Below are 24,211 nucleotides of genomic sequence, written 5' to 3' on the forward strand. Positions count from 1 at the left end.
ATCTAATCCCTTGGATCTATCTACTTAGATCTATCCAGTCGGATCTATTCGATAGCTGTAGTCAAGCGCAGTAATTGTACGTAACTTACATCTTATACAATTACCCTGGCTTAATGTATTGGCCCAATGTACTGGCTGCTATCCAGCAATCGAACGCCGCCAGTTAAAGAACTTCCGCAAGCTATTTTGTAAGAAAGTATTCTTGGCGTACTTTTGCTTGGTCAGTTGCAAAGCGGTTTTAGGGCTGATTTCACTCAGCGTTGGATAGACGTGAATACACTGCAGCGCACTGACTTTAAGGTTGTTTGCCATCGCCAGTACTGCCTCATGAATCAGCTCACCTGCGTGCGGGCCAACGATGTGTGCGCCCAAGATCTCGCCGTTGCCCTTTGTGATGAACTTCGCAAAGCCGTAGCCTGCCGATTCGGCTAGGGCCCGGTCTACCCCGTCAAAGCCCTGCTTGAGAATATAAATATCGTCGCCATAGCGATCGCGGGCCTGCCTTTCCGTCAATCCCACCCGAGCTAGCTCCGGCTCAGTAAAAGTCGCCCACGGAATCACTCTGTAGTCGGCCTTCTTGGTCGGAAAGACCAGCGCATTCTGCATCGCCACGCCCGCTTCATAGCCAGCGACATGCGTGAACTGATAGCCGCCAATAATATCGCCCGCCGCATAGATCCGATGATTGCTCGTCCGCAGCTTGGCATCGACCTTAATGCCTTTTTTGTCGTAGGTCACCCCAGCGGCTTCTAGGTTTAGTGATTCGACGTTCGGACTGCGACCCGCCGCCACCAAAATCTCATCGACGACAATCGTCTCACTGCCTGTAAAAATGTGCTTCTTGCCATCGATCACCTTGACACTCTTGGCCCGAGTATTGGTCAAAATTCGCACGCCTTCGGCTTCCATATGCGACTGCACCACCCTCGCGGCTTCAGGATCTTCTTTTGGCATGATCACATCGCGACTAGCCAGCAGCGTCACCTGCGAGCCCAGCCGAGAAAAAGACTGTCCGAGTTCGCAGCCGATCGGCCCTGCCCCAATCACCGCCAGCGTAGCGGGTCGCTCTTTGACGTTAAAGACCTGTTCATTCGTCAGATAGCCCGCCTCTTTTAGACCCTGCACGGGTAAGTCAGACGGGCGAGACCCCGTCGCTACTAAGAAAGATCTCGATTTCAACTGGCGACCGTTCACCTCAAAGGTTTTCTCATCGACAAACTGACCTTTGCCATAAATCACATCGACCCCTAGCTTTTCAAATCGCTCGGTCGAGTCGTGCGCTTGAATCGTATCGATGACGGCGTGAACATGGCCCAGAGCCTTTTGCAAATCGATCTTGGGCTCATTGGTATAGATGCCAAAACGGGAAGCGGTTTTAACGTTGTAGGCGATTTGGGCGGCGTGAATCATCGACTTGCTGGGCACACAGCCATAGTGCAAACAGTCGCCACCTAACAAATGCTTTTCAATGAGGGCAACTCTGGCATTGATCTGAGCGCCAGCGCTAGCGGCCACCAGTCCGGCGGACCCACCACCAATTACCACCAAATCGTATTCTACTGACATCGGCTTTCCCCGCTGTACCTCTATGCGCTTGATTGTCTACCAAGAGAATGGCAAGCGTCTGAATATTTGATGAGAGTTAGCCAAAAAAATCAAAAGTTAGCCGCTCAGACAATGCTTTGCGGGGCCATACTACTATGCTACGACTAGCTGCCGCGCTTCGGCCCGTTCTCCGCTCAGGCTGAAGGCTCTCGTTTCTGTGATGGCCACGGGTACGATCTGGCCTTTGAGCTGGTTAATATCTCCTGGGAAAAACGTCAGGCGGTTGCCACGGGTGCGGCCCATTACCTGATTGGGATCTCTAGGATTAACGGCTTCGACTAGGACGGTTTCGATTCGGCCTTGATAGCGCTGCGATCGCACCTCTGCTTGCTGCGACACTAGATGGTTGATCCGCTGCAGCCTGTCCTGCTTTACTTCCTCGTCTAGCTGGTTGGTCCACTCGGCTGCGGGTGTGCTGGGCCTGGGTGAATAGGCCGCTGTATTTACCATGTCAAACACAATATCTTCCATCAAAGACAGCGTGTCTTGGAACTGCGCTTCGGTTTCACCTGGAAAGGCCACAATCACATCGGCGCTGATCGAAGCATCTGGAACGTAGCGTCGCACTGTCTCGATGATGCGCTGATACTTTTCGCGGGTGTAGCCTCGGCCCATCGCCTTTAGCACTTCGTTATTACCCGACTGGAACGGAATGTGAAAATGCTCGCAGACCTTCGGCAGCTCAGCGCAGGCTTTCACTAGCCGCTCGGTAAAATAGCGCGGGTGGCTGGTTGCAAAGCGAATTCGCTCAATCCCTGGCACATCATGAACGTAGTGCAGCAGGTCAGTTAGCGTATTTTCTCGACGACCCGCTGGCGTAATGCCGGGCAAATCGCGACCGTAGGCATCAATGTTTTGACCCAAGAGCGTCACTTCCGGGTAGCCATTTGCGCCTAGCTCTACCATCTCAGCGCGGATGGCTTCTTTTGTGCGCGACTGCTCTAGCCCTCGCACGCCAGGCACTACGCAATAGGTGCAGCGCTCATTACAGCCGTAGATCACATTCACCCAGGCGCTCACCTCGCTCTCTCGCCGGGGCTTCGTGATATCTTCCATGATATGCACCGGATCGGTCGCCACCACCTGATTTCCCTGCGCTGCCTGTGCCAGCAGACTTTCTAGCTGGTTAGCATACTGCGGGCCCATAACGACATCGAGTTCTGGCACCCGGCGCAAAAGCTGCTCGCCTTCCTGCTGGGCCACACATCCGGCGACGACGATAGTTAGATTCGGGTCTTGGCGCTTTCGCTTGGTCTGCTTGCCTAGATACGAATACACCTTTTGCTCGGCGCTGTCGCGAATGGTGCAGGTGTTGTATAGCACCACATCCGCTTGCAAAGGATCGGCTTCCCAGCGCATTCCCATTTTTTCTAGGATGCCTGCCATGCGCTCGGAGTCGGCCTTGTTCATTTGACAGCCGAAGGTGGTGACGTGATAGCGGCGAGATTCGCTCATGGCAAAAAGAGGATAATCAGCTTTTTTAGCACTTCATTGTGACATTGAAGGGCAAAATATGACACTAACTAGATAGCGTTCGACTCTATAACTGGCCTACATGAATTTGCTAGCCATACCCAGCATGTCGCCCATATCGACATCGCCATCACTATCGCTATCTAGAAAGGCGGTCAAAATCGGATTGCTGCCAGTCTGAGTCGCGCCGCCTTTGGCATTACCCGAGCTGAGAAACTGCATCACCAGCGGCAAAACCATCGGCAGAATGCCTTGAACCTGGTTCGTATTAAGATTCGTTCTCTGAGTGACCGTAGAAACCATCTCTGTTAGCTGCGCGTTGTTAAACAGCTTAGGAATCACCGCCGCGCCGTTAGCCGATCCTTCTTCGATCAGTGACTGGGCGGCATCATCGCCCTGCGCCTGGCGCGTGTCATTGAGTGACGATCGCACAAAGCCACCAATCACAGACATCGCCTGCTTCATCGTATCGGCATCGGCATTGTTCTCATTAGCAATCTGCTTAGCCGCGCCCAAAATCTGACTGAGCTGGCCAACATTCGCCTGACGACTAGGATCTGCAACCGCCTTCATGACCTGATCAAAAAGTCCCATAGATGAAAATAGAATCCCGCTTTAAAAAAGATAAGCTTGGTCTAACGCTAATGATGACGCTAGCCTATGGCATTATACGGCCTTCGGTCGTAGGTGCTGCTAGTGACATGCGTCTAGTACTCAAAAAGTAAATCGCTATAGCAATCGAATTCTCTCATCACTAAATAAAAAAGACCAGATTCAGAAAGTTTCTGAAAACGGTTGCGCGATCAGCTTTCTCTCGCTACTATTGCAAAGCTAGCAATTTTTAGGATAAGGACAGCTCTAACGGTGACTGGTGACGGTCGGCGACGGTTGTAAAAGCGTCGGTCTTAGCAGCATTAGAGAAAACCTGAAAGAGAATCTATGATCAAGCAACCTTCTATCATTCGTCACTAGGGAATTCATTTCTAGATAACTGCAACCCTAGTACGACAGATCTATCGGGGCAAATCTCTCAGAGCCCTAGCAACAAGCATTTCAAGCAATATTTAGGAGGTTCTACTATGTTCTTTATTATTCTCCACACTAGCCATCAGTCTCGAATCCGAGCGTAGTCTGCCACGATTCGACTCAGACAATCTACTTAAGCAAAAAAAACACGGAGCCAAAAAGCACAGAGCCGCGCTAGCTAGCTGACAGTTTCTTGCGATTTTTTTCGCGATTGTCAGAAGCTTATTGCATTCTTGCGTTTGGCATATAGCTGGGCGTATAGCTGGCCGTGGCTGGCTGTAGCCGCTTGTTAGGAACTCTGTAGGAAGCGCTTGTCAGCAAGTGTTTCTTGGTCAAAGTCTTTTTTGTTTTGGAAAGAATTGTTTTAGAAAATACGGTAGTCAGGCTGCGATCGCTGGCAGCTGCAGCTTCGCCGATAGTTTCTGTTGCCTAAAAACAGATGCAAACTCTTTTTTAACCTGCTTTTATCTACAAACCATGCAGAATTTTCTTAGAATCCTGAGCTATTACCAGGATTACTGGCGCATCACGCTTTTTAGCGCCGCCATTATTAGCTTTTTTCAACTGATCGATCTCTTTATTCCCTATGCAACTGGCCAGATCTTAAACATTATCTCTCAGCAGCCGGTCGATTCGGCTTTGCAGCGGGTAATTGATCGAATTGCGATCGCCCTCAATCAGCCAGCTACTCCGCAGTTTTCTGTGTGGGTACTAGTGGCGCTGATCGGCCTATCATCGATTTTACTGGCTCCCATTCAGCCACTGACTGGCGGATGGTTTAGCTGGGATACGGCCTTTCGCGCCCGGCGGCAGCACGCCGAATCCGCGCTCAAGAAGATCTTGACGCTGCCGCTAGAGTATTACGACGAGAACAATCCAGGTCGAATCGCAGCTAGAGTGGCCAAAGGGCTTTCTAATTTCACTTGGACTTATCCAGGTCTTGTGGCAATGCTAATACCCAAAGCTGTTCGCATTGTTGGTGTGTTTGTGATTATCACGCTAATTGACTGGCGACTTGGCATACTGGTCTTACTGTCGGTGATAGGAATCTTGCTATACAGTCTCTGGGGACTGATCGGGCTGTCTGCCAAGGAAGAAAAGCTCGATAAATATATCGAAGATACCGATAGTCGCAATTCTGAAATCATCACCAATATCAAAACAGTCAAAGCCTTTGGCAATGAGCTTAAAGAGCTACATCGACAGACTCAGCGTCTAGATCGTGAGTTCAAAGTGCTCGACTATCGCATTCACAAGGGCTATACCATCCTTAGCGCCTACCAGCGAACTTTTGTACAAAGCTGCATGTTTGTTGTACTCGCTGGCAGCCTGTGGCTCACGCTCAACAACAGAATCTCGATTGGTCACTTTATCACGACTTTAACCATCGCTAGTATGGCCTATGCTGAAGTCGATCCGATCTGCGATCTAGCAGAAATGTTTGCTCGTCGATATGCGCCAATGGCTCGGTTTCAGGAGTTTACCGCTCTGCCACCGGGGCGTGATGCGGGAGCGATCTTGCCAGATGGCCCTGACTATCGGTTCACTGGCAAGGTGCATTTTCAGCAGCTAACGTTCGGCTACAGCGCTGAGAATCCGGTGCTCAAAGATATTAATTTGCTGATTGAGCCACACAAAACGGTTGCCTTAGTGGGACGTTCTGGCTCCGGTAAGTCGACGTTAGTAAAACTGTTGTTTCGCTATTTTGAGCCCGATAGCGGCCATATTCTGATTGATGGCACCGACATTCGACAGCTCGATGTCAGCAGCTACCGGCGGCGGCTCGCTATCGTACATCAGGAGGTGGATATTTTCAATGGAACGCTGATGGAGAATTTGCTCTATGGCAATCCTACGGCCAGCTTTGAACAGGTGATGACTGCCTGTAAGATTGCCCAAGCTCACGAGTTTATTCAGCAATTGCCCAAGGGATATTCCACGACTGTCGGTGAGCGTGGCGTCCGGCTCTCTGGCGGACAAAGACAGCGCGTCGGCATTGCCAGAGCCCTGATCGTCGATCCAGACGTACTGGTGTTTGACGAGGCTACCTCTAGTTTGGACTATGAGTCTGAGCGAGCAATTCAGCTGGCCATGCGATCGCTGTTTGGCACTCGCACCCTGATTATCATCGCCCATCGACTGAGCACCGTTCGCGATGCCGATCAGATTGTTGTTCTCGACCAGGGCAGCATTGATCAGATCGGAAGTCACGCAGAACTGATTGCAGAAGGCGGTCTCTACCAAAGACTCGATCAGCTACAGGCGAGCGGTGAACTCACTCTTTAGCGATGCGCTTACTAGTCTTTTATATCGAGATTGGTAATGGTTTATTGCAAGAGCGCCACACTATGAACGGGACTGTGAACGGTACTGTTGAACGGTACTGTTCTCATCTACGTTGGTTGCTATAGTCAACATGGCCCGTCACTTATCAATCGATTATGTTCAAAGCCTCAGACTATTATGAGCTGTTGCAGCAGCTTGAAGATTTCTTGGCGGCGGCTGATGGATCTGGCCCACTTAAGCCGCCACTCGCACCTGTCGCTTTGAAATCTCAACTATCTCTAGATTTGCCAGACGCAGGCAAGCCCATAAAGGATCTGCAAACAGATATTGCTCACTACTTGAACAATGCGCTCAAGACAGCTCACCATAGCTACTTTAATCAGCTATGGGGCGGCTTTAATGCAGCCTGTTTCATGGGTGATGTGATCACGAGCGCTGCAAATACCTCAATGTATACGTACGAGGTTGCTCCAATTGCCACTTTAATTGAGCAGACGCTGATCGCTAAAATGTCTGACCTAGTAGGCTTTGAGGCGGCAGAAGGACAGTTTACAACCGGTGGAAGTAATGGAAATTTGATGGCAATGGCGATCGCTCGTCATCAGGCTCTACCGGCTATTAAACGAAGCGGTATGGCCAATGGCCCAAGGCTGATTGCGTTCGTTTCTGAAGAAGCGCACTATTCTTTTGATAAAGCGGCTCATTTGTTGGGCTTAGGCACGGAGCAGCTATGGAAAGTGCCTACGGATAGCGCTGGCAAAATGAGTTCAAAAGCGCTGGCTGAGCTGATTGATAAAGCGCACGCTCAAGGCGCGGTTCCATTCTTTGTTGCTGGCACTGCTGGAACAACTGTGCGCGGTGCTTACGATCCGTTTGAAGAGATTGGTGCGATCGCCCGCGAACAGAACCTATGGTTCCACATAGACGGAGCCTGGGGGGCTAGCGTATTGCTTAGCCCTACCCATCGGCATCTCATGAACGGCGCAAATCTAGCAGACTCAGTGGTGTGGGACGCCCACAAGATGATGGGGATGACGCTGATGTGCTCTTTGCTATTGGTCAAGCAGCGCGGCCAAATGTTGAATACGTTCTCTGCTTCGGGGACTGACTATTTGTTCCATGCGGAGGCAGCGCCGATGGCAGGGTCTACAGAAGCGCCGACAGATTTTGGCCCGGCGACGATGCACTGTGGTCGGCGAGTGGATGCGCTCAAGCTTTGGCTAGTCTGGCGGCACTTGGGCGATCGCGGCTGGGAAGCTTTGATCGACAGCTACTTTGAGCTGGCTAGCCAGGCGGAAGCTATTATCCAGGCTCATCCGCTTTTGGAGCTGGTGTCTGCTAGAGAGTCGGTGAACCTATGCTTTCGATATCTCCCTCAAAACCGACAGCACGCAGATCGGCTAACGCTCAGCGTGCGGCAGGCGCTGTGGGAAAGCGGCACTGCAATGGTGAACTATGCCCAGGTAGAGGAAAAAACGATCTTTCGCCTGGTTATCTGTAATAATCAAACCCGCTCAAAAGACATCGATCAGTTCTTTGAGGCTTTAGTCGCGATTGCCCAGCGGCTAGAACAGGAGATGCGCTAATCAATAAAATAGAGAAAAGACCATTCGTTATCGAGAGAGGTTCTTGAGGAAGCTAGACAGCTTATCTTCTACTGTCTCAAAGGCGGAACCGATATCAACATTAATCACCGGGTGCATCCCACTTTCGTAAGTCATTTGCTCGCCCTCACCCTAAATCCCTCTCCTATCGGGAGAGGGACTTTGAATCCGGTTCCCCTTCTTCCTACTCTACGAGAAGAGCAAGCTCTACGGAAGGAAGGGGTTAGAGGGTGAGGGCTCGATAGCTCTGCATAAGTGGGATGCACCCTCAGAAACTTCAATAGGAACAACACAAAAAGCCAGCGCTGTCCTGCATGATCAACAGTCACACAGGATTTATGCGGACGCACCCGTCTTTGGTAGCAGACTTTTTCTCTCTTTGTTTTCTTTTTCTCTTCTTTTTCTCTTTCCACTAAGAAACTCTTATGCGAGTGCGCTGCAACTGATAATAGTAGAGCTCTGTGCTGACTTCTTATACCCTCTGCGCTAGCACAAGCGCGCCCAAAATTCCCGCCCTACTCCCTAGCTTAGGCGGCACGATATAGTCTTCGATGTTGTCGGTAATTTGAGATACGCTCAGATAAGCGTTGAGCTTTTTACGCACCTGGTTGCGAACTTGCGTAAAGAGCTGTTTCTGTTCCATAACGCCCCCGCCTATCACAATTCGCTCGGGCGAAAGCATTAGGATAAAGTTGACTAATCCTGTTGCCAAATAGCCAGCTTCCAGTGCCCATGCCGGATGATCTTCAGGGAGGATTGCGCCTTTTTGCTGCCATCGCTTTTCTATCGCAAACCCAGAAGCCAGTCCTTCTAAACAGTCCTTATGAAAAGGACAGCAGCCGGGAAAAGGATCCGCTGATAAGTCGTGAGGAATCAAGATATGGCCCATTTCAGGATGCAGTAGGCCGTGAATAGGTTGACCTTTGACCAGACCGCCGCCGCCGATACCTGTGCCCACGGTCAGATAGATAAAGTTCTCTAGCCCTTGGCCATTGCCCCACTGGTACTCGCCTAGGGCAGCCGCATTAACATCCGTATCAAAACCCACAGGAACACCTAACTCTTGCTTGATTACGCCAGCGAAATCTATCTGCTGCCAGCTAGGTTTGGGTGTATCTAGAAACCAACCAAAAGTAGGAGAGTCTGCTCGAACATCTACCGGCCCAAAAGCGCCAATACCGATCGCATCTAGAACGCCTTCTTTAGCTATTTGCTGACGAAAAAAATCGACAACTTGGGGAAGCGTTTCATCTGGAGTGGTTGTTGGAATACGGACAACAGCTCGCAGATCATCTGGGCCAGTACCCACCGCGCAGACAAACTTAGTACCCCCTGCTTCAATCCCGCCCAAAAGTGCCATTTCATTACCCGTCTTATAGATTACGTCTCCCTATCAATTGAATCAAAAAACCGCGCTAGAAATGGGCGTTACTATTTTTGAGATGTCCCCGCGATTCTAAATTTCGGTTTCGGTTTCTGATTGGGCTTCGATGATGGCTAGTGTTTTGAGGGCGATCGCCTGCGTCGGGTTGAGCTGTATAGCCCGGTTCAAAGCGGCAATGCCTTCCGCTTGGGCTTCTGGGGTCTGCAACTGCAAGCTGACTACGCCGATCGCCGCCCAGATATCGGCATTCTCCATATCTAAATCCAGCGCTATCCGGTAGCTGCTCAAAGCTAGCTCGTATTGCTCTAGGGCCACTAGCACGACTGCTTGCGTTTGCCACGCTTCAACCAAGTTCGGATCGAGGGCCACGGCCTGGTTTGCAGCTTGATAGGCCCTATCGAATTTGCCTAGAGACCATAGTGCTACGCTGCTATTTACCCAGGCATCTGCATCTTCAGGGAGTTGTGCCAAGGCAGCGCTGTAGGCGCTTAAAGCGAGATGGAAGTGATTTCTTGCTGTTTCAACAGAGCTTAGATCGGTGTAGATCTGTCCTAGCGTGAGATGGTAGCGCCCAAGGTTTGCTTGAATGCGAGCGATTTCTTCTAATGCAGTTTCTTCTAGTGCGATCGCGCTTTGGCTCTGTAGTTCTAAAGCTTGCTCTGCGGCTGCGATCGCCCGTATGTACTCTTCTACAGCTACATGCACATCTTCTCGTAAATTGCCCACATACCAATAGAGCACGCTCTGATTACTCCAAGCCTCTGCGTAACCAGGCCGTATTCCAATTGCTCGACTAGCTGCCGCTAAGCCTGCTTCGTAGTTGCCCTGTCCCGCCAGTGCCTGGCCGCTTTGATTCCAGGCTTCGGCCTCACCAGATTCCCACCATAGGGCATCGCCTTGAATTGCCTGCTGACAGGCGGTGGCTGCGCTCTCGTACTGGGCTAGCTGATTGAAGGCGATACACTGACCGAGTAAAGCCCGAGAAGAATTTGGCAAGATCTCTACGGCGCGCGTGTAGGAAGTGAGCGCCGCGACAAACTGTTCTTGTTTTGCTAGCGCTCGGCCCTGCAGTGTCCAAACTTCGGCGTTTCGTGGATCGATAGACAGCGCTGCATCGTAGGATTGAACAGCCTGAGCATACTGTCTTAGACGAGCGTGAGCGACACCCTGATATAAGAGAGCGAGTCCTCTAATATCAGCCTGCTGCTGTTCATTCTGCGGAGTACTCTCTGAGCTGTCTTCGGTGTTGTTTTCTGTGCCGTTTGCCTGAATATCTTCCGAGTCCTCCGTCTCTAGGCTCTCCGTTTCTAAATCCTCCTGTACAGCTGCTTCTGCCGAAGTTTCTTCCGGGGTCTCCGAGCTTTCTTCTAAATTCTCTACTTCTGAGCTATTTTCTAGATTTTCTTCTGTACTTTCTTCTAGATCGATTGCTGCAATTGCCTGCTGACAGCTTTCGATAGCTTCTGCATATTGTTGCAGCTCAATTTGAGTGCGACATTTAAACGTCAGCGTCTGCGGATCGTCTGGTGCCAAAGTCAGGACGCCTTCGTAAATAGATAGGGCTTCTCCGTAGCGTTCGGCTTGCTCTAGCGCATTACCCTGGTAGCGTAGAGCCTCTGCGGAGCCAGGCATTTCTTCAACAGTTTCTAGCGCGAGTGCTTGGTCGCAAAGGTCAATAGCGATTTGATTTTGTTGAAGTGCGCTGTGAGCCAAACACTGATAGGTCAGCGCCGACGTATTTTGCGGATCGATGGCTAACGCTCTTTGAGCAGAGGCGATCGCTTCTGGATACCGCTCTAGATTTAATAAAATCTCACTGTGAATAGCCCATTGAGCCGCCTCTCTAGGTCTGAGGGCAATCGAGCGCTCACAGGCGACTAGCGCCGCTTCATAGTCTGCTGCTGATATCTGCAAGCTGCACAAAGACTGCCAGTAGTCGAAGTCTTCAATCTCTACGAGCCCTGCCTGCGCCCAGACAGGGCTCGATAGCTGCCACAGCCCGATTGCCGATGCGATCGCTAGTTTTCTCCAAACTGTCATCGTCGAATCACCTACCTTCCTGACCTTTGCTCCAACTTCCTGAGTCATCTTTTAGCTGAATCTTAGTTAAATCGAGGCGGTCGACCCGAAGGCGAGAGGCGATCGCTCTGGCCTGTAGATCGGCGGCTACCAGCATTTTGACCAGAAGAGCCCATAGAGCCATTGTTCTGGTTTGCCTCTGCCTGGTTCGCTTCTGTGATTGCTGTTGTAGTGGCACTAGCAGCGGCGGCAGCAGCAGTAGCCGCAATCTCTTCCGGCGTGGCTGGCTGCGTGGGATCGTAGGTTTCGACCACAATCGATTGAGAGACAGACTCACCTGCCGCGTTTTCTGCCTGCAAGGTGATTGTCGTACTACCGGATTCTGGCTTGAGGGGAATGGTTAGCTGCCCGCTAGGCGGAACAGCGCCAGGAGAAGGCAACAGTTCCACCTGAGTGGTTGAACCGCCATCAACAGCCCACGATAGTGGAAAGAACAGATTGGCTGAATCGATCGGAATGACGTATTTCGCGGCGGCGGGCTGTGAATCGACAAATAGCTGAATCACTGGGGTGAGTGGTTGAATTGTGATGGTTTCGGTAGCAGCGGGCGCTGGCTGCTCGGCTTGATTTGCGGCTGATGCTGGATTCTCTGATGGGTTTTCATCGGTGCGATCGCCATCGATCGGAATCGCCAACAGCTCAAACTGATAGCTACCAACTGCGGTCAACTCGGTCGGCACGTTTTCACAAACAATTTCGCTAGCACCAAATTGACAGCTTTTTGACAGTTTGGGAATGTCTGGCCCCGCCTCTGTCTGTTCGACTTGGTAGACAATATTGCCGATAGAGTCTCCTTCCTCCGTGCGTCCTGTTAGCTGGAGCGCCTGTAGATTATTGGCTAGCTCGACTCGCCAGTTCAGCAAAATCCCATTACGATCAACAATTGGAAGATCCAGAGCAACTGCATCATCTGTCGTCGCCGCTGCTTCTAGATATCGATTCTCAGACGCCAAGAAGTCAGTAACCTGCGGGAAGGGGGTCGGCGCAATGGGCAGGATGTTCACTACATTTGTTCTTTGAGTAATCAGCTCTTTTTGTCTTCTATCTTTTGATTTTAGGCTGAGCTCAAAGGTATATTCGCCGGGTCTGCTCGCGTCTGTACGAACGTTGCTACAGCGCAAAAGTCTCTCTTGTTGATTGCAAAATGAGGCTAGCTCAGCGGGTATGGTTTCGTCTGTAAAGCTATAGGTGAGCGGGCCGCTAAGAATTTCACCGCTTTCGCTATAGCCAGTGAGTTCTATTTGTTCTATCCGCTGCGAATTATCAATTTGCCAGTTGACCCTAGCAAAATCATTGTTAGCCTGCTGATATTCAGTATCTGCGACCGAAAACTCTAGAATTGCGGGCGCGGGCGGTATGCGAAAAAATCGCCACCAAATCAACCACGCGCTGAGTCCAATCAGCCCCAATGCAGCTAAAACACAAAGGAGAAGCTGCCACCACGGACGCGGTAACCAAGAGAGGTTTCCAGGTAATAGGGGCGTCAGCAGCGGATGATTGTCAGTATCTCGCAATTTGACTCTAAAGTTGAGTAGGCGTCCGCCCCCATAAAAGGGACGCTTCCACCTTCCCTGAGGCTGTGCTTTTAGCAATACTTGACGAGTGCTAAATGGCTCGACTCTAATGTATTCAGGCTCTAGCGCATACTGGCAGATTTCTGAGTCGTCGAGGTTTTCGACTTCTAGCTGTAGCTCTCTGTAGGTATTACCAGAGTTGATTAGCTGTAGCTCGAAAAGTGCGGTTTGATTGCCTACTCGGTTACGCAAAATTTGCAGCGTTGACTGCAGTAGATAAGTCGGGCTGATCTGTAGATACAGCAGTTCTAGAAGATTGAGCGTAGGGTTGTTTTGCGATCGCAGTCGAATAGTCGGAATATACACCTGGGCGATCGCATTGGCCGAGGGTTTGATCATCAACAGAATTTGCCCTTTTGCCCCTGGGTTAAGACCTAGACTATTAGCGTCTCGAACCAGTCCAATGCCCTGATAGTCTTTGGGATAGTCAATGGAAACCTCCCAGTCGGTTGGCAATCCCAGACAGCTCAGTCGAAATCGGTCTACCCGGTTAGATCGATTCTCCACCCAAATCTGTACCGGCAGGCCGCCAATTGGTTGAACGATTGCTGGCCGCTGCGTCGTGGTCTGAGGCTCTAGATAGAAGACCGGATCGCTTGCTTCTACGGTGCTTTGCTCGGCTGGCAGTATGTGCAAAGACTGTCGATAGCGAACAGGAGAAGCATTCACATATGCCTCTGAATCAACAATTAGCTCATACTTTAGCTGCTGTGGAAAAGCGTCTAACGGCACTCTAAATTGAAACGAGAGTTCACCGCTGCGATTACTCTCTAGCGCTAGCTGTGCCTGCATTGATTCGCACCAGTCAGACAAAAGAGGCGAGTCTGCATTGATTCTAGCGTGGGCGATCGCACTGCTACCGCCATCGTTTTGAATGGTCACCCCTAGGGTAAACGTTTCTCCTGGTCTGACAACATCGTCACCCGATGAGGTGAGAACAACGGTGAAGGGGTTAGTTATTGGCAAAAGTGCTGTCATATCTTCTATCTCCTATCTTCCTGTGTAAGCGCATTGACGAAAGGACTGAGTATTACCCGATAGGCGCAGCGTATTGAGTCTGACTTGATGGTCGTCGCCACCGCTGACGACATGTAGTCTGTGGCGCTGCTGAATGATATCGACTGCGTTTACCGTCTGAGAACTTTGCCGTAAGGGGCGGCCCTCAAAAGCTTGAGGATGACGTTTTCCACTAGTTAGCAGCGGCCAAAGCATGACGCGACCATCGTCGCCAGCGCTGGCTATATAGCAGCCGTCTTGACTAGAGGCGATCGCCCGCACTGCCTGAGCGTCATGTGCCAACCAGCGATCGATCGGTTGGCACTCACCCGGAGATTGCAGGCAAGCTCGCATATCCCACAGTGATATGTAGCCTTGTGAATCGGCGGTTATTAGCCGATTGGGCTTGGCCGCAGCGGTGGCTAGATCTAAAATTTGATCGGTTTGACCACCTTGCTCATAGGCCGAGATTAGCTGCTGATTATCGGTTTCTAGATCCACAATTGCTAGCTGATTGTAGTGACCAGCGATAGCTAAGTGACTGTCGCTAGCCCCTAAGAGCGCGATCGCTGTGATCGGATCGTCATCTAAAAAGGTAATGCTTTTGAGCGGATTTTCTTGAAAAGCGGTGCGCGTACTCGGATCGCTCGGCCACAGATGCACCTGGCCGCTGCCGTGGGCGCTAAACAACAGTCTTGCATCTCGGCTAAAGGCGATATCAAAGACACGATCGTCGCTGGCCGCATCAAAAATTGAGCTGCGATCAGAGAATTCATCCGCAACCTGAATTCGGCCATTCTCGAAGCCTGCGACGACCTCGTCATTGTCAACCGGACGGTACAGCGCCGCTCGAATAGCTTTATCTTCTCTGATTAGCGTTCCTGCTGAGGTTAGGCGATCGCCCTTGATCTGCCAGCGCCGCAGGGTTGCATCGGTAGATCCGCTAATGACTTCAGTGCCCTGTCCATTGATTTGAACGGCGTTGACTGGTGCTCTGTGTTCTTTTGTAGTGAATAGTACCGCTGCGATCGCTAGCACCAGCGCACCTACCGAAGCACCCACTAGCTGTAGCCAAAAGGGAATGACCGGCGCTATTTGCACGATCAGAGTGGCAGACGGATTTTCTAAAGCTATTTCTGACGGTGTTCTTTGTTCTATTAGCTCTAGGCTTGAGCTCGCTTCTGTCGCTGTTTCTATCGCTGTTTCTTCAATTGTTCTAAGACCTATGCTCGATCCTACTGTGGGCTCTAGAAGAAAAGCTTCCAGTGCAAACTGGCGAATTCGCGTCCAGCCTAGCCACGGCAGACGCTGCTGAAAAAGAATCGGCAGGTCTACCTTTTGATTAGGTGGAACTACTACTGTCTCTGATTCGAGCAGACTGCTAGAAGCCGCCGTAGCAGTAGTCGGATCGATAGGAGCATGTCCACCAAAGGCAGATTCATCGGCAACTGGCTGGGCCGAAGCAACAACCGAAGCAACAACCGGAGCAACAATAGGCGTCATCGCCACCGATTCAACCAGAATCGGCTCAGCAGATCGACGTCTACTCAAGAATCGGCTGAGAATACGACGGCGCTTAGTCGGCGGGGTAATGGTTGCATAGCCTTCTACCGCCAAGTTGCTCTGATTATCAAAACTAGCGTTGATAACTGCCTCGTTACGACGAGGGTTCAGCCATCGACTCGGCTGGTGAGGTATCCAGTATTCGGTTGGATCGCAGCTAAAGTTGACGTGCCCGGCGGGGAGGATGGCCACCGTCGATTTGCCAACAGCTTTCTTGATAACTGGCTGTAGCAGATCGAATGAAAGCACATACTGCCGCTGAGCGATTAGTGCTGGCGCTGGAATCTGACAGGTAAATAATAAGGTTTGTTCTTGACCAGGCGCTAGTCGCGCTTTCTTGATATCGCCATCAGTAATCCAGCTGCGCTCAATTCCCCTAAGCTGTACTGCACAGTTGATTGGGTCGTGCTTAGGATTAGAGAGTCTGACGCCGACCGTAATCTGCTCATTGGGTAAGACGTCTAGATGATCTTTTAGAACAGAAACTTCTGGGAGATTTTGGCCTGGAATGCTCAGCGTAATACTCTGGCGATCGTCGTCCCTCAGCTCAGGAGAATACACTAGCGCTGTTAGATATATCTTTCCTCTAAAGTCTTCTCCAACCGGCGGAATATCGATGATCTCGACTTTGAACTGAGTGCGATCGCCCGGCGGTATTTTAGAAGAAACATTGGGGACTAGGCGATACCAATCTACTGCGGACTCTTGCTTAACCCCCGGCGCAACCAAGCTGAGCTGAAAAGAGGCAAAGCAGCTATCATTCTTGCTCTTGTAGCTGTCGTTATAGACTGTGATGGTAAAAGACTCAGACCCTCGGCCCGCTTCTATGGCACTTTTGTCGAAGGTTAGCGAGTTTCTAGAGACTTCAGTAGAAATATAGTCGGCCATCAGCGTACACTATCAGCTCCTTTCATCAGTTCGTCTTGGCATAATATGAGTGTTCTTATGAGCGCTTTGGTAGTCATTTGGCGGATGGGCCAGCGGACGCTGTAGCGCTGCTAGATGACGCCGCTGCCAGGCAAAGTGATACAGGTTGATGCCCCACTCTTGGGTACTACGGATATTGGGCCTGGGCAGAAATAGCTGTGGGTCTAGCTGCCACGCATTGATCAAGTCGCTGATGATTAAAACAATGCCGCCCCAACAGAAAACATAGCTGGGCTGTTGTTGGACAGTTGGTGGATTAGAAAATAGAAACGGCTGAGTTAGTAGAGGATGGCTATTGCCCAACTCACCCGTGCCTTCAATCGAGAAGTTAGTTTGAGCGGCTAAGTTGAAAATGCCCTTTTGGTCGGTTTGTATCGTGAGAGAAATCTCTCTATCGATCGCGTCAATCTCGCTGAGTAAAGCGGTTTTTTGGGTCTCTTTTGAGTCAGCTTCTAATTCAGAGAGCGCAGCGAATAGCTCTTGGCGAATAGCGTGTAGATCTTTTAGATTAGTTTCCAAAACGTCCATACAAAAGCACAGAACGCCGCCTGCGTTTAGATACTGTCTCAGCGTACCAGCGGCCTGAGCTAGGCTATCTATATAGGCATAGGGACAAACGACTAAGCTATAGGCCGTCAGTTCCTCTTTGGCTTCCTCTTTGGTTAGGTGCTCTAGCGGTAGAGATTGAATTTCTTCAGATTGCAGGGTGGGATACAGTGCGTCGGTCGATTGTAGAAGGTGGTTCAATCCTTTGCATACGGCTTGATCCTTAGGCGAATCGTTAGTGATATGAGCAGCTCGAAGAGTTTTGTGGGGGCGAGGTCTAACGGCGAGTCGATAGCGATGGTCAAGCGTATTGGGATCGGGCTGGTGAAAGTGGGTGGTCAAGCTCAAGCTTGGAACGCTACCGCTGACTTTTTCGGTGAGAACGATGCGGCAAAGTTCTACGTCTGAGTCTTCGATGGTTGTTTTTTCTCGAATGCGAAAGGTTTCGGTTAGCGTTTCTTGATCGGGTGGATAGTTCAGGTTATCTGGGTCGACATAGTTTGCCACTAGGTAGATCAGCACCGTTTTTTGCTCGGCGGATGGAATGGATTTGATCTGATAGCTGAAGGGTTCTGTGAGCACAATCGGATTGCCAGCCGCATCAAAGGCAATGCCAGGTTTGATCTCTACCCAGCGGCCATCGCGATCGCGCGCAGCAATCTCATCTGGTGGCGTCGATAGAATACTCACCCCTAGCCCGCAGACAATACCCGGCTGATAGAGAGATTGAAACTGGAAATTTTGACGCCGACGGTGATACGCATGACTGCTCTCCCAGTGCTCTGGCGTGATCAACAGCCCATCGGTGATGTGCAGTCGCTCAAAAGATTTAGTCGGGGGCGTTGGAAAAAGTTTCATAGTCTTTAGAGCGCTTCAACAATCAGGTCATACGTACAAAAAGCTGGCTTTTCTTGAGCGATGATGGCGTGGATCAGCGGCTGGTCGAGCGGGTATGGCGTTTTCAGCCTGACCGTAAAGTGAAAAGGCTGTCCGCCGCCGATAATCGCATTTTGACCCAGGCGAGCGGCCCCGATCAAAAATCCACGGCTGAAGTTTTCTTCTATCGATATTTCTCCTAACGTTTCTTGTTCTTGTATTTGGTCTTCTTGGGTATAGCCTTCTTGGGTAATACTCTCTGTTTCTAGAAAGTCAGCTGTTTGGGTGGTTGATAAAGCCGTCGGCGGCTGACCTAATCCTGTGTAGAGATGAAGGTAGAGCATCAGCCCTTTGCGGGTGCCTCGCCAGCGATAGATCTCTACGGCTCGGCGAATGAGTTTGCGCTGCTGATCGACTCCCCAGGCGGTCTCGGTCGGCCAGCCTACCCACTGCGCGAGGAAAGGAAGCATGGCTTCTGGGGCGCTCAGCGGGTCTAGATAGGCCCAAAGCGTACTGAGCGTTTGGACACTCGGATCAAAAGACTGCTCGAATATCTTCAGCAGACGGCCAATAAAATCAATTTCACTGTAGACATCGGGTAGAAAGTCGAGATATCGGCTGCTAGGTCGGACATGCAGGGTGAAAGACTGCGTCGCCATCAATGTCTCTGCAACCGATGTATTTGCAACAGGCCGCATAGCTTCTGTTCTAGAGGTGACGGCGTATAGCTGTATCTGACCAGAATAGTTGATGATTTTGGGCTGATCAGACGTTACTGGCTGAGATTCCTCAAAGAAATTTGCGGGTACGTCAAAGATAAAGGTTGCATGCAGCGTTTCCCCAGCAGAGAGGATTTTAACTGAGCGGTCTAGCCGTTCTAGCTGTTCTAGCTGCTGGTTTGATTGAGTCTCTAGTTGCTGCTCTAGTTGTTCTTCTGGCCGTGGCGCTTCCGGCTGTGCCTCTGGTCGTACTTCTAACTGTCCGTTTGTCTGAATGAAAGTCAGCGTTTGACCGATCTCTTCTAGTGGACTTTCTACTTTCTCTTTGCACCAGATAGCTGGAAAATTACCGTTTGCACTGAGCCGAATAAATAGGCTGCGATCGCTTGTATTTTCTACTTTTATTGAAAGTTCACTAGGTTCACCGGGCGTGAGCTTGAGCTGACGGCTGGCCATACTCGCGTCAGCAGTGCCATCTGCCCAGCCCAAATGTACATTCACCGGATTGGCGTCCGGTATCTGCATCGGCGTTAGCTGTAGCTGTAGCGACTGGGTTAGGCTCACTTAGGCTCTCTCCCGCATATTGTCGCTTCTGCGAACAGGCCGAATATTGTGACCTGATTGAATAGCAAGATCCGACCAAGAACAAATCAATCCCAGCGACCCTGGATCGATGATGCCATTGCTCACGTTTTCCTTTGTCCACAGTTCGCCCTGACGCCGCAGCGCATATAGCTCGACAGCACCCAGGTACTGCACGCCCGGTACAGATTGCAACAGGCCAATAATGTCTGATCTGTAGGCGGGCATGCCAAACTTCCAGCCTGTCTGGTCTAGGCCGCCAGTAAGGGGATGGAGAAAGCGATAGAGACGCGATCGCACCTCCGTTAGAATCTTCTGCTCCGCCCTAGGCGTACTGTAGTGAGGCGCAATGCCGACTTCAGCTTGAACTGAAACGCCCACATAGTTGGGTTCTTCTAGCAAGACTTCAATACCCAAAATCCGCCGCTCATCCAAAAAATCTAATACCCGTTTGCGAAGCGCTTTCGTCAGCTGAAACTGTTCTGGCTCGGTGCCTAGTAGCTCTTCTTCTATCAGAGAAGACTCTGCTTTAGGCACGACTAATACGCGAACCTGTCCTCTGGCTTGTTCTTTGGGGCAATAGGCCCTAGCCACGGCCCGGTCAGCCTGCCCGGTCAGCGTTTCAAAATCTTCTGGGGTAACGGCGCGATCGCGTGTTCGCAATAGGCTAGGAACGCGGATCACCGCTTCGTCCAAAGATTCAGCATCGGCACCGTCAAACGCTGGCTGTAGGTTAGTCACCTGAGCCACGTAAGGCACTGCTGATTTAAGAATACGAACTGTCCTGGGTTGAACGTTGCCGCGCCTGCCGCCCCCGGTGCGATAGGTGGATATGCGAACGGCGGCCCCCCTTGGTGGAATTGCGCAGTGCTGTCTTTCTAATAGTTTGGTAGCCGCTAACCCACCGGGGGTTCTCTCTAGCTGCTGAACCTGCCGACGCAGCTCGACTTCTCTAGCCAGATGAGTCGGCTCACGAATCGAAGGGCCAAACTGAATTTCTCCAGTCAGTGAATCTAGTACATAGTGGCGGTCTTCTGGCCCAGACTCGGAGAAATCTTCGACTTCTATCCACTTTTGTTCTATATCTTCTCCTGGCGGTAAGATCAGCAGATACTCGTTCTCGTGGCGCGGCAAGATTGCGCCAGAGAGCAGCTGCATTTTTTGCCCTGGCTTACCATTACTTTCACCCACTAGCTCATCAATCACCGATGTACACTGGCTAGCTATCGTCGTTCCACCAACTGCGTCGGCAAACAGGGCAGTGAGCTTTGGAGAGCGGTTGTATTCGTCTTGCGATCGCGCTGTTTGAGCATATCGGCAGCGCAGCCAGCGCCCTCGATAGCGGCCCGTGGTTCTAGCTGGCCACTGAATCGGTAAATGCAGACGAATAGAAGCCTTCTGGGTACCTACCGTTTCGGCCTGCCCTGCCGCGCTAAAGCTAAAGCCTCGGCTTTCGTCATCGGCTTCGGCCAGCAAAACCGACTGCCAGCGCCGACCGTCCCAAGCTTCCCAAAAGCGAGGCGGATGGTCAGGATTAATGCCCGTCGATCCGGCAGGTTCTCCTTCAATTCTGAGCATGATCACATTGCCATCTAGCGGCTCAGCTTCGTCAAAGACCAGATAGAGACAGTTGCCTAGCTGGGGGTAGGGCTGAAAGATAGACTGCTCAGGGCCAGACCAGTGCCCGGTGCTGTCGTCTTGTGTCCAAACATTATTGAAGCGATCGCGCAGCAATAACGCATCGGTCTCCGCCGCGTCGGCATTCTCCGCCGATAGACAGTATCGAATCAGCGGTACGCCCACTTGCAGCACCTTATCCGTGCTAAAAATCACCGCCTCGTCTGCCTCTGTGCGCTCTGTTGCAACTTCTGTTCCAGAGAGCACTGGCAAGATCGGCTCTGCGTGACTTTGCGGACGGCTGAGATAGAACGTGATTTGAGTTTTTGCTGGCGTCGGCGCTTTTAGCCGGATTCCTAACAGCTCTAGAAAGGCTACATAGTTGCGCCTCGGCACCTGATTAAAGCGCAGCAGCATCTGGTCGGTTAGCCAGGCAAATAGCTCAATTAGGGTAATGCCTGGGTCAGACGGGTTGAAGTTACTCCACTCCGGGCAGTAGCGCGGAATGCGTAAGATACACTCATCTACTAGATCTTTGTAAGTGCGATCGTCTAGATCGGATTTGGGCAGATTGGGCAAAAAGTCAAACTCCATAGCTAGTCTCTACGCCTCCTTCAAAGCCCGCTCTGACGCTGGCATGAGATAAAACGGATAGACCAAACTGCGTGCATCAGGACTATCTTTAGGCGTATAGCTAATCAAAACATCTACCCGGCCCTGTTGTGGATCAGGGTCAGTCGTCACCGCCAGCAAATTGATTCGGGGCTCCCATTTTTCGAGTGCTTCTTCAACATAGAGCCGCAGCAGCAGCAGCGTTTGAGTATTGAGCGGAGCGAAGACCAGCTCAGATAGACGAGAGCCAAAGTCAGGCCGGTAAAGGCGCTCGCCTAAATCCGTTCTCAAGATTAGCTGAATACACTCAGCGATATTCGCATCGTAGGCACTTAGCTGTAGCTCTCCTTGCACCGTCGTCCGAATTGGAAAAGCAATCCCTCTTCCCCAAAAGGCTTCTTCACGTTTTAACAGATCGGATTGAGAATCTGGCATAGCGACCCATCAGCAAGCATTACTGCCCAATCTATACCAGCGATTCAAACCCCACTACTTGCCGAAAGTTAGGGTTTGAATCGTCATTCTTTTAGAAGAAGTATTAGAAGCCGCATTCACGCTCAAGACTACGGGATCTGAACCGTCACTTGACCCGGATTCAGAATTGAGATGACGCCGCCCCATGTACACAGGCACTTTGAGGTGTTGTTTAGAGCAGGAAAGTTGTAGATCAATACCGTAGGCGATCCGGGTGCCCAGGGAGCAGGCGTTACCGGAACGCAGGGCATCGGCGTCAAGACACCTAGTGCGGCGGTAGTTGCCGTGGCCACCGCTGGATTAGCAATCGAGGCACACATGCCAAAGGGCAAAATATTGACTAGCGGCACATGATCCATAATTGTCGCCGCTAGCGGCCCGCCTGCCATCACGGGCGGCCCTTTAGGAATCACGGTCAAAGTACTTGGCACCGCGCCAAATGTGCATTGCGTTGTCGCCCCCATACAAACTTGAATCGCCATAGCGCTATATCTCCATAGGTTTTGAAAGTCATCGATTCTGGGGAAAGGGAGAGAATGAAGATTCCTTGGTTCATCCGCAGTTCGACCAACGCGATCGCGCTGCGCCGGGCCGGTCTCAATTTAACTTCAGGATCGCGGCCTGAATTTTTGCAATCCCTTTAGCGATCACATCAATCAGCCCGCCCTCGATTTTGACCTGAGCGGTTCCTTCCACTTTTACCTGAGTGCCTTTGACGCTCACGCCTGCGGGGGTCAGCTCTACTTGTGAACTGCTGACCGTTAGGCCGATCTTCTGGGGAGCGCTCATCTCAATTGAGCCAGTGGATTTTAGAGTGATTTTCTTGGAATTATCTTCCATCTTGAAAGTGTGTCCGCCTTTGGTTTTTATTTCAATAAACTTTTCAGAATCATTCAACCGGATTTCGTGGCCGTACACACTCACGAGAGAAATTCCCTGTTTGACAGCTCCTTTATCTTCTTCCACAAATTGCAGCGTGTGTCCTGTGCGCGTTTTGAATGTGCGTAGACGAACCTTGCTGTCAGCCACAGCATCGGTCACGACTTCTGGTGGTGCGTCCTTGCCATTCCACACACCGCCTAAAATATACGGACGGTGAATGTCTCCATGCTCAAAGGCAACTAGCACTTCATCGTCAATTTCTGGCAGACAGTCAAATCCTCGCCCTGCCCCCGCGCCAGCGCCGACAACCCTAGCCCAGTTGCTTTCATCCTCTTCGGTTAGGGTTGGACATTTCACTCTCACTCGGCCAAATCCTTGCGGATCGTTATTCTCGGTGACGATACCGACTAGAAGTGTCTGGGCCGCTTGCGGTCGAGCAGGCGCAGATAAAATAGACAATAAGTCTCCCCCTCGCAATCCTCTAACGCTAAAAGTTGTTGTATATACGCCTTCGCTGAACAGATGGCGGCCTTCGGTGATGTAATAGCTACCGCTATACTTGCCCATATTCGACAGTTTGACGACTTTGCCAGGGCGAATTTTAGGATTGCCTTCGGCGCTAGCGTCTGCCTGAACAAATTCGCCGCTGAGTTCGTCGCATAGAGCCTGGGCGATGGTGTCGGCTTCTTTTTGGGTAAAGACGGGCTGGTCGACAACAATCATCTTTGGGCTTGAGGGCTTTTCTTCAAAGGCGTTGCTAGTGGCTTTGCCCTGGCCATATTCATTTTCTGTTATCACTTGAGCAGAATTTTTTTGGGCGACAAAAGCCTGCTTTTTGGTGTAGTCCCAGCCACGTACTTCGACATCGCTCACTTGCTCTGCGCTGCTGACCTTGACCTGAAAGCTGTTGAGTTCCTTTAACCAGGTCAACTCTAGCGAATCATCGGCTTTTGGCTTTCTAAAGTTTAGCTTGCCATCTTGTACAAACAGCTCAAACCCATTCCTGGCAGCGCGCGATCGCATAAAATCCATGTTGGTCTGATTCTGTTGAAACACGTAGTCATGGGGCGCGCCGCTATCGTCTATTTTCTGAGTAGGAATGCCAACCTCACCAGCAATTTTTTTAACGATATCGCTATCGGTCATATTTTGAAAAGAACGGTTAAAGCGACCTCGGTGCATTCGATGAGAGGCGTCATAGCCACGAATCACAATCGGTGCTTGCGATCCAGCGGTAAAATGAGCCTCAATGGCAGTAATCTCTCCTGTAAGGATATCGCCTTTCTCTTGCTTTTCAAATTCGGCAGCGGCAGTCGCGCTAGAGCTAAAGCTGATTTTGATAGACTTACCAATTTCAAAAAGCTTTTCGTGCTCCCAGAATGTAGA

Annotated in this window: 15 protein-coding genes; 2 read left to right on the forward strand and 13 right to left on the reverse strand. The window is 51.0% G+C overall.

Annotated features, from left to right (window positions below; genetic code table 11):
• Positions 1-138: 138 nt before the first annotated feature.
• The 3 genes from IQ256_RS05390 to IQ256_RS05400 form a co-directional block, all read right to left on the reverse strand.
• Positions 139-1,566, reverse strand: coding sequence for an NAD(P)/FAD-dependent oxidoreductase (locus IQ256_RS05390; protein ID WP_193854523.1), 1,428 nt, complete (start codon positions 1,564-1,566; stop codon positions 139-141).
• 132 nt (positions 1,567-1,698) lie between these two features.
• A complete protein-coding gene (gene miaB / locus IQ256_RS05395) occupies positions 1,699-3,060 on the reverse strand; it encodes a tRNA (N6-isopentenyl adenosine(37)-C2)-methylthiotransferase MiaB (RefSeq protein WP_193854524.1) in 1,362 nt (453 codons plus the stop codon).
• A 96-nt stretch (positions 3,061-3,156) separates the two neighbouring features.
• The gene (locus tag IQ256_RS05400; RefSeq protein ID WP_193854525.1) at positions 3,157-3,672 is read right to left on the reverse strand and encodes a DUF937 domain-containing protein; all 516 of its coding nucleotides are present in this window, start codon (positions 3,670-3,672) and stop codon (positions 3,157-3,159) included.
• A 909-nt stretch (positions 3,673-4,581) separates the two neighbouring features.
• On the opposite strand from IQ256_RS05400, the gene IQ256_RS05405 reads away from it, so the two are divergent.
• Both IQ256_RS05405 and IQ256_RS05410 read left to right on the forward strand, forming a co-directional pair.
• Positions 4,582-6,390, forward strand: coding sequence for an ABC transporter ATP-binding protein (locus IQ256_RS05405; protein ID WP_193854526.1), 1,809 nt, complete (start codon positions 4,582-4,584; stop codon positions 6,388-6,390).
• 155 nt (positions 6,391-6,545) lie between these two features.
• Entirely contained in the window at positions 6,546-7,976 is a 1,431-nt protein-coding gene (locus IQ256_RS05410) for an aminotransferase class V-fold PLP-dependent enzyme (RefSeq protein WP_193854527.1), read from the forward strand.
• A gap of 490 nt (positions 7,977-8,466) precedes the next feature.
• On the opposite strand, the gene IQ256_RS05415 is transcribed toward IQ256_RS05410, so the two are convergent.
• The 10 genes from IQ256_RS05415 to IQ256_RS05460 all read right to left on the reverse strand — a co-directional run.
• Positions 8,467-9,354 carry an ROK family protein gene (locus IQ256_RS05415; RefSeq protein WP_193854528.1) on the reverse strand — a complete coding sequence of 296 codons (888 nt, stop codon included), beginning with the start codon at positions 9,352-9,354 and terminating at the stop codon, positions 8,467-8,469.
• 96 nt (positions 9,355-9,450) lie between these two features.
• Complete coding sequence (locus tag IQ256_RS05420) at positions 9,451-11,466, reverse strand: tetratricopeptide repeat protein (protein WP_193854529.1); 2,016 nt, start codon at positions 11,464-11,466, stop codon at positions 9,451-9,453.
• A gap of 14 nt (positions 11,467-11,480) precedes the next feature.
• A complete protein-coding gene (locus tag IQ256_RS05425; RefSeq protein ID WP_193854530.1) occupies positions 11,481-14,009 on the reverse strand; it encodes a hypothetical protein in 2,529 nt (842 codons plus the stop codon).
• Positions 14,010-14,021: 12 nt separating this feature from the next.
• A complete protein-coding gene (locus IQ256_RS05430) occupies positions 14,022-16,478 on the reverse strand; it encodes a WD40 repeat domain-containing protein (protein ID WP_193854531.1) in 2,457 nt (818 codons plus the stop codon).
• A 12-nt stretch (positions 16,479-16,490) separates the two neighbouring features.
• On the reverse strand, positions 16,491-17,921 hold the full coding sequence (locus tag IQ256_RS05435; protein ID WP_193854532.1) for a hypothetical protein: 1,431 nt from the start codon (positions 17,919-17,921) through the stop codon (positions 16,491-16,493).
• 5 nt (positions 17,922-17,926) lie between these two features.
• On the reverse strand, positions 17,927-19,222 hold the full coding sequence (locus IQ256_RS30295; RefSeq protein ID WP_370623350.1) for a phage tail protein: 1,296 nt from the start codon (positions 19,220-19,222) through the stop codon (positions 17,927-17,929).
• Positions 19,223-21,451 carry a putative baseplate assembly protein gene (locus IQ256_RS05445; protein WP_193854533.1) on the reverse strand — a complete coding sequence of 743 codons (2,229 nt, stop codon included), beginning with the start codon at positions 21,449-21,451 and terminating at the stop codon, positions 19,223-19,225.
• Positions 21,452-21,460: 9 nt separating this feature from the next.
• Positions 21,461-21,904, reverse strand: coding sequence for a GPW/gp25 family protein (locus tag IQ256_RS05450; protein ID WP_193854534.1), 444 nt, complete (start codon positions 21,902-21,904; stop codon positions 21,461-21,463).
• Between the two features lie 128 nt (positions 21,905-22,032).
• Entirely contained in the window at positions 22,033-22,425 is a 393-nt protein-coding gene (locus IQ256_RS05455) for a DUF4280 domain-containing protein (RefSeq protein WP_193854535.1), read from the reverse strand.
• 115 nt (positions 22,426-22,540) lie between these two features.
• Positions 22,541-24,211 (reverse strand): VgrG-related protein (locus IQ256_RS05460; protein ID WP_193854536.1); only part of this gene is annotated, 1,671 nt, incomplete at its 5' end.

Source organism: cf. Phormidesmis sp. LEGE 11477, from assembly GCF_015207105.1.
Lineage (GTDB): Bacteria > Cyanobacteriota > Cyanobacteriia > Phormidesmidales > Phormidesmidaceae > Phormidesmis.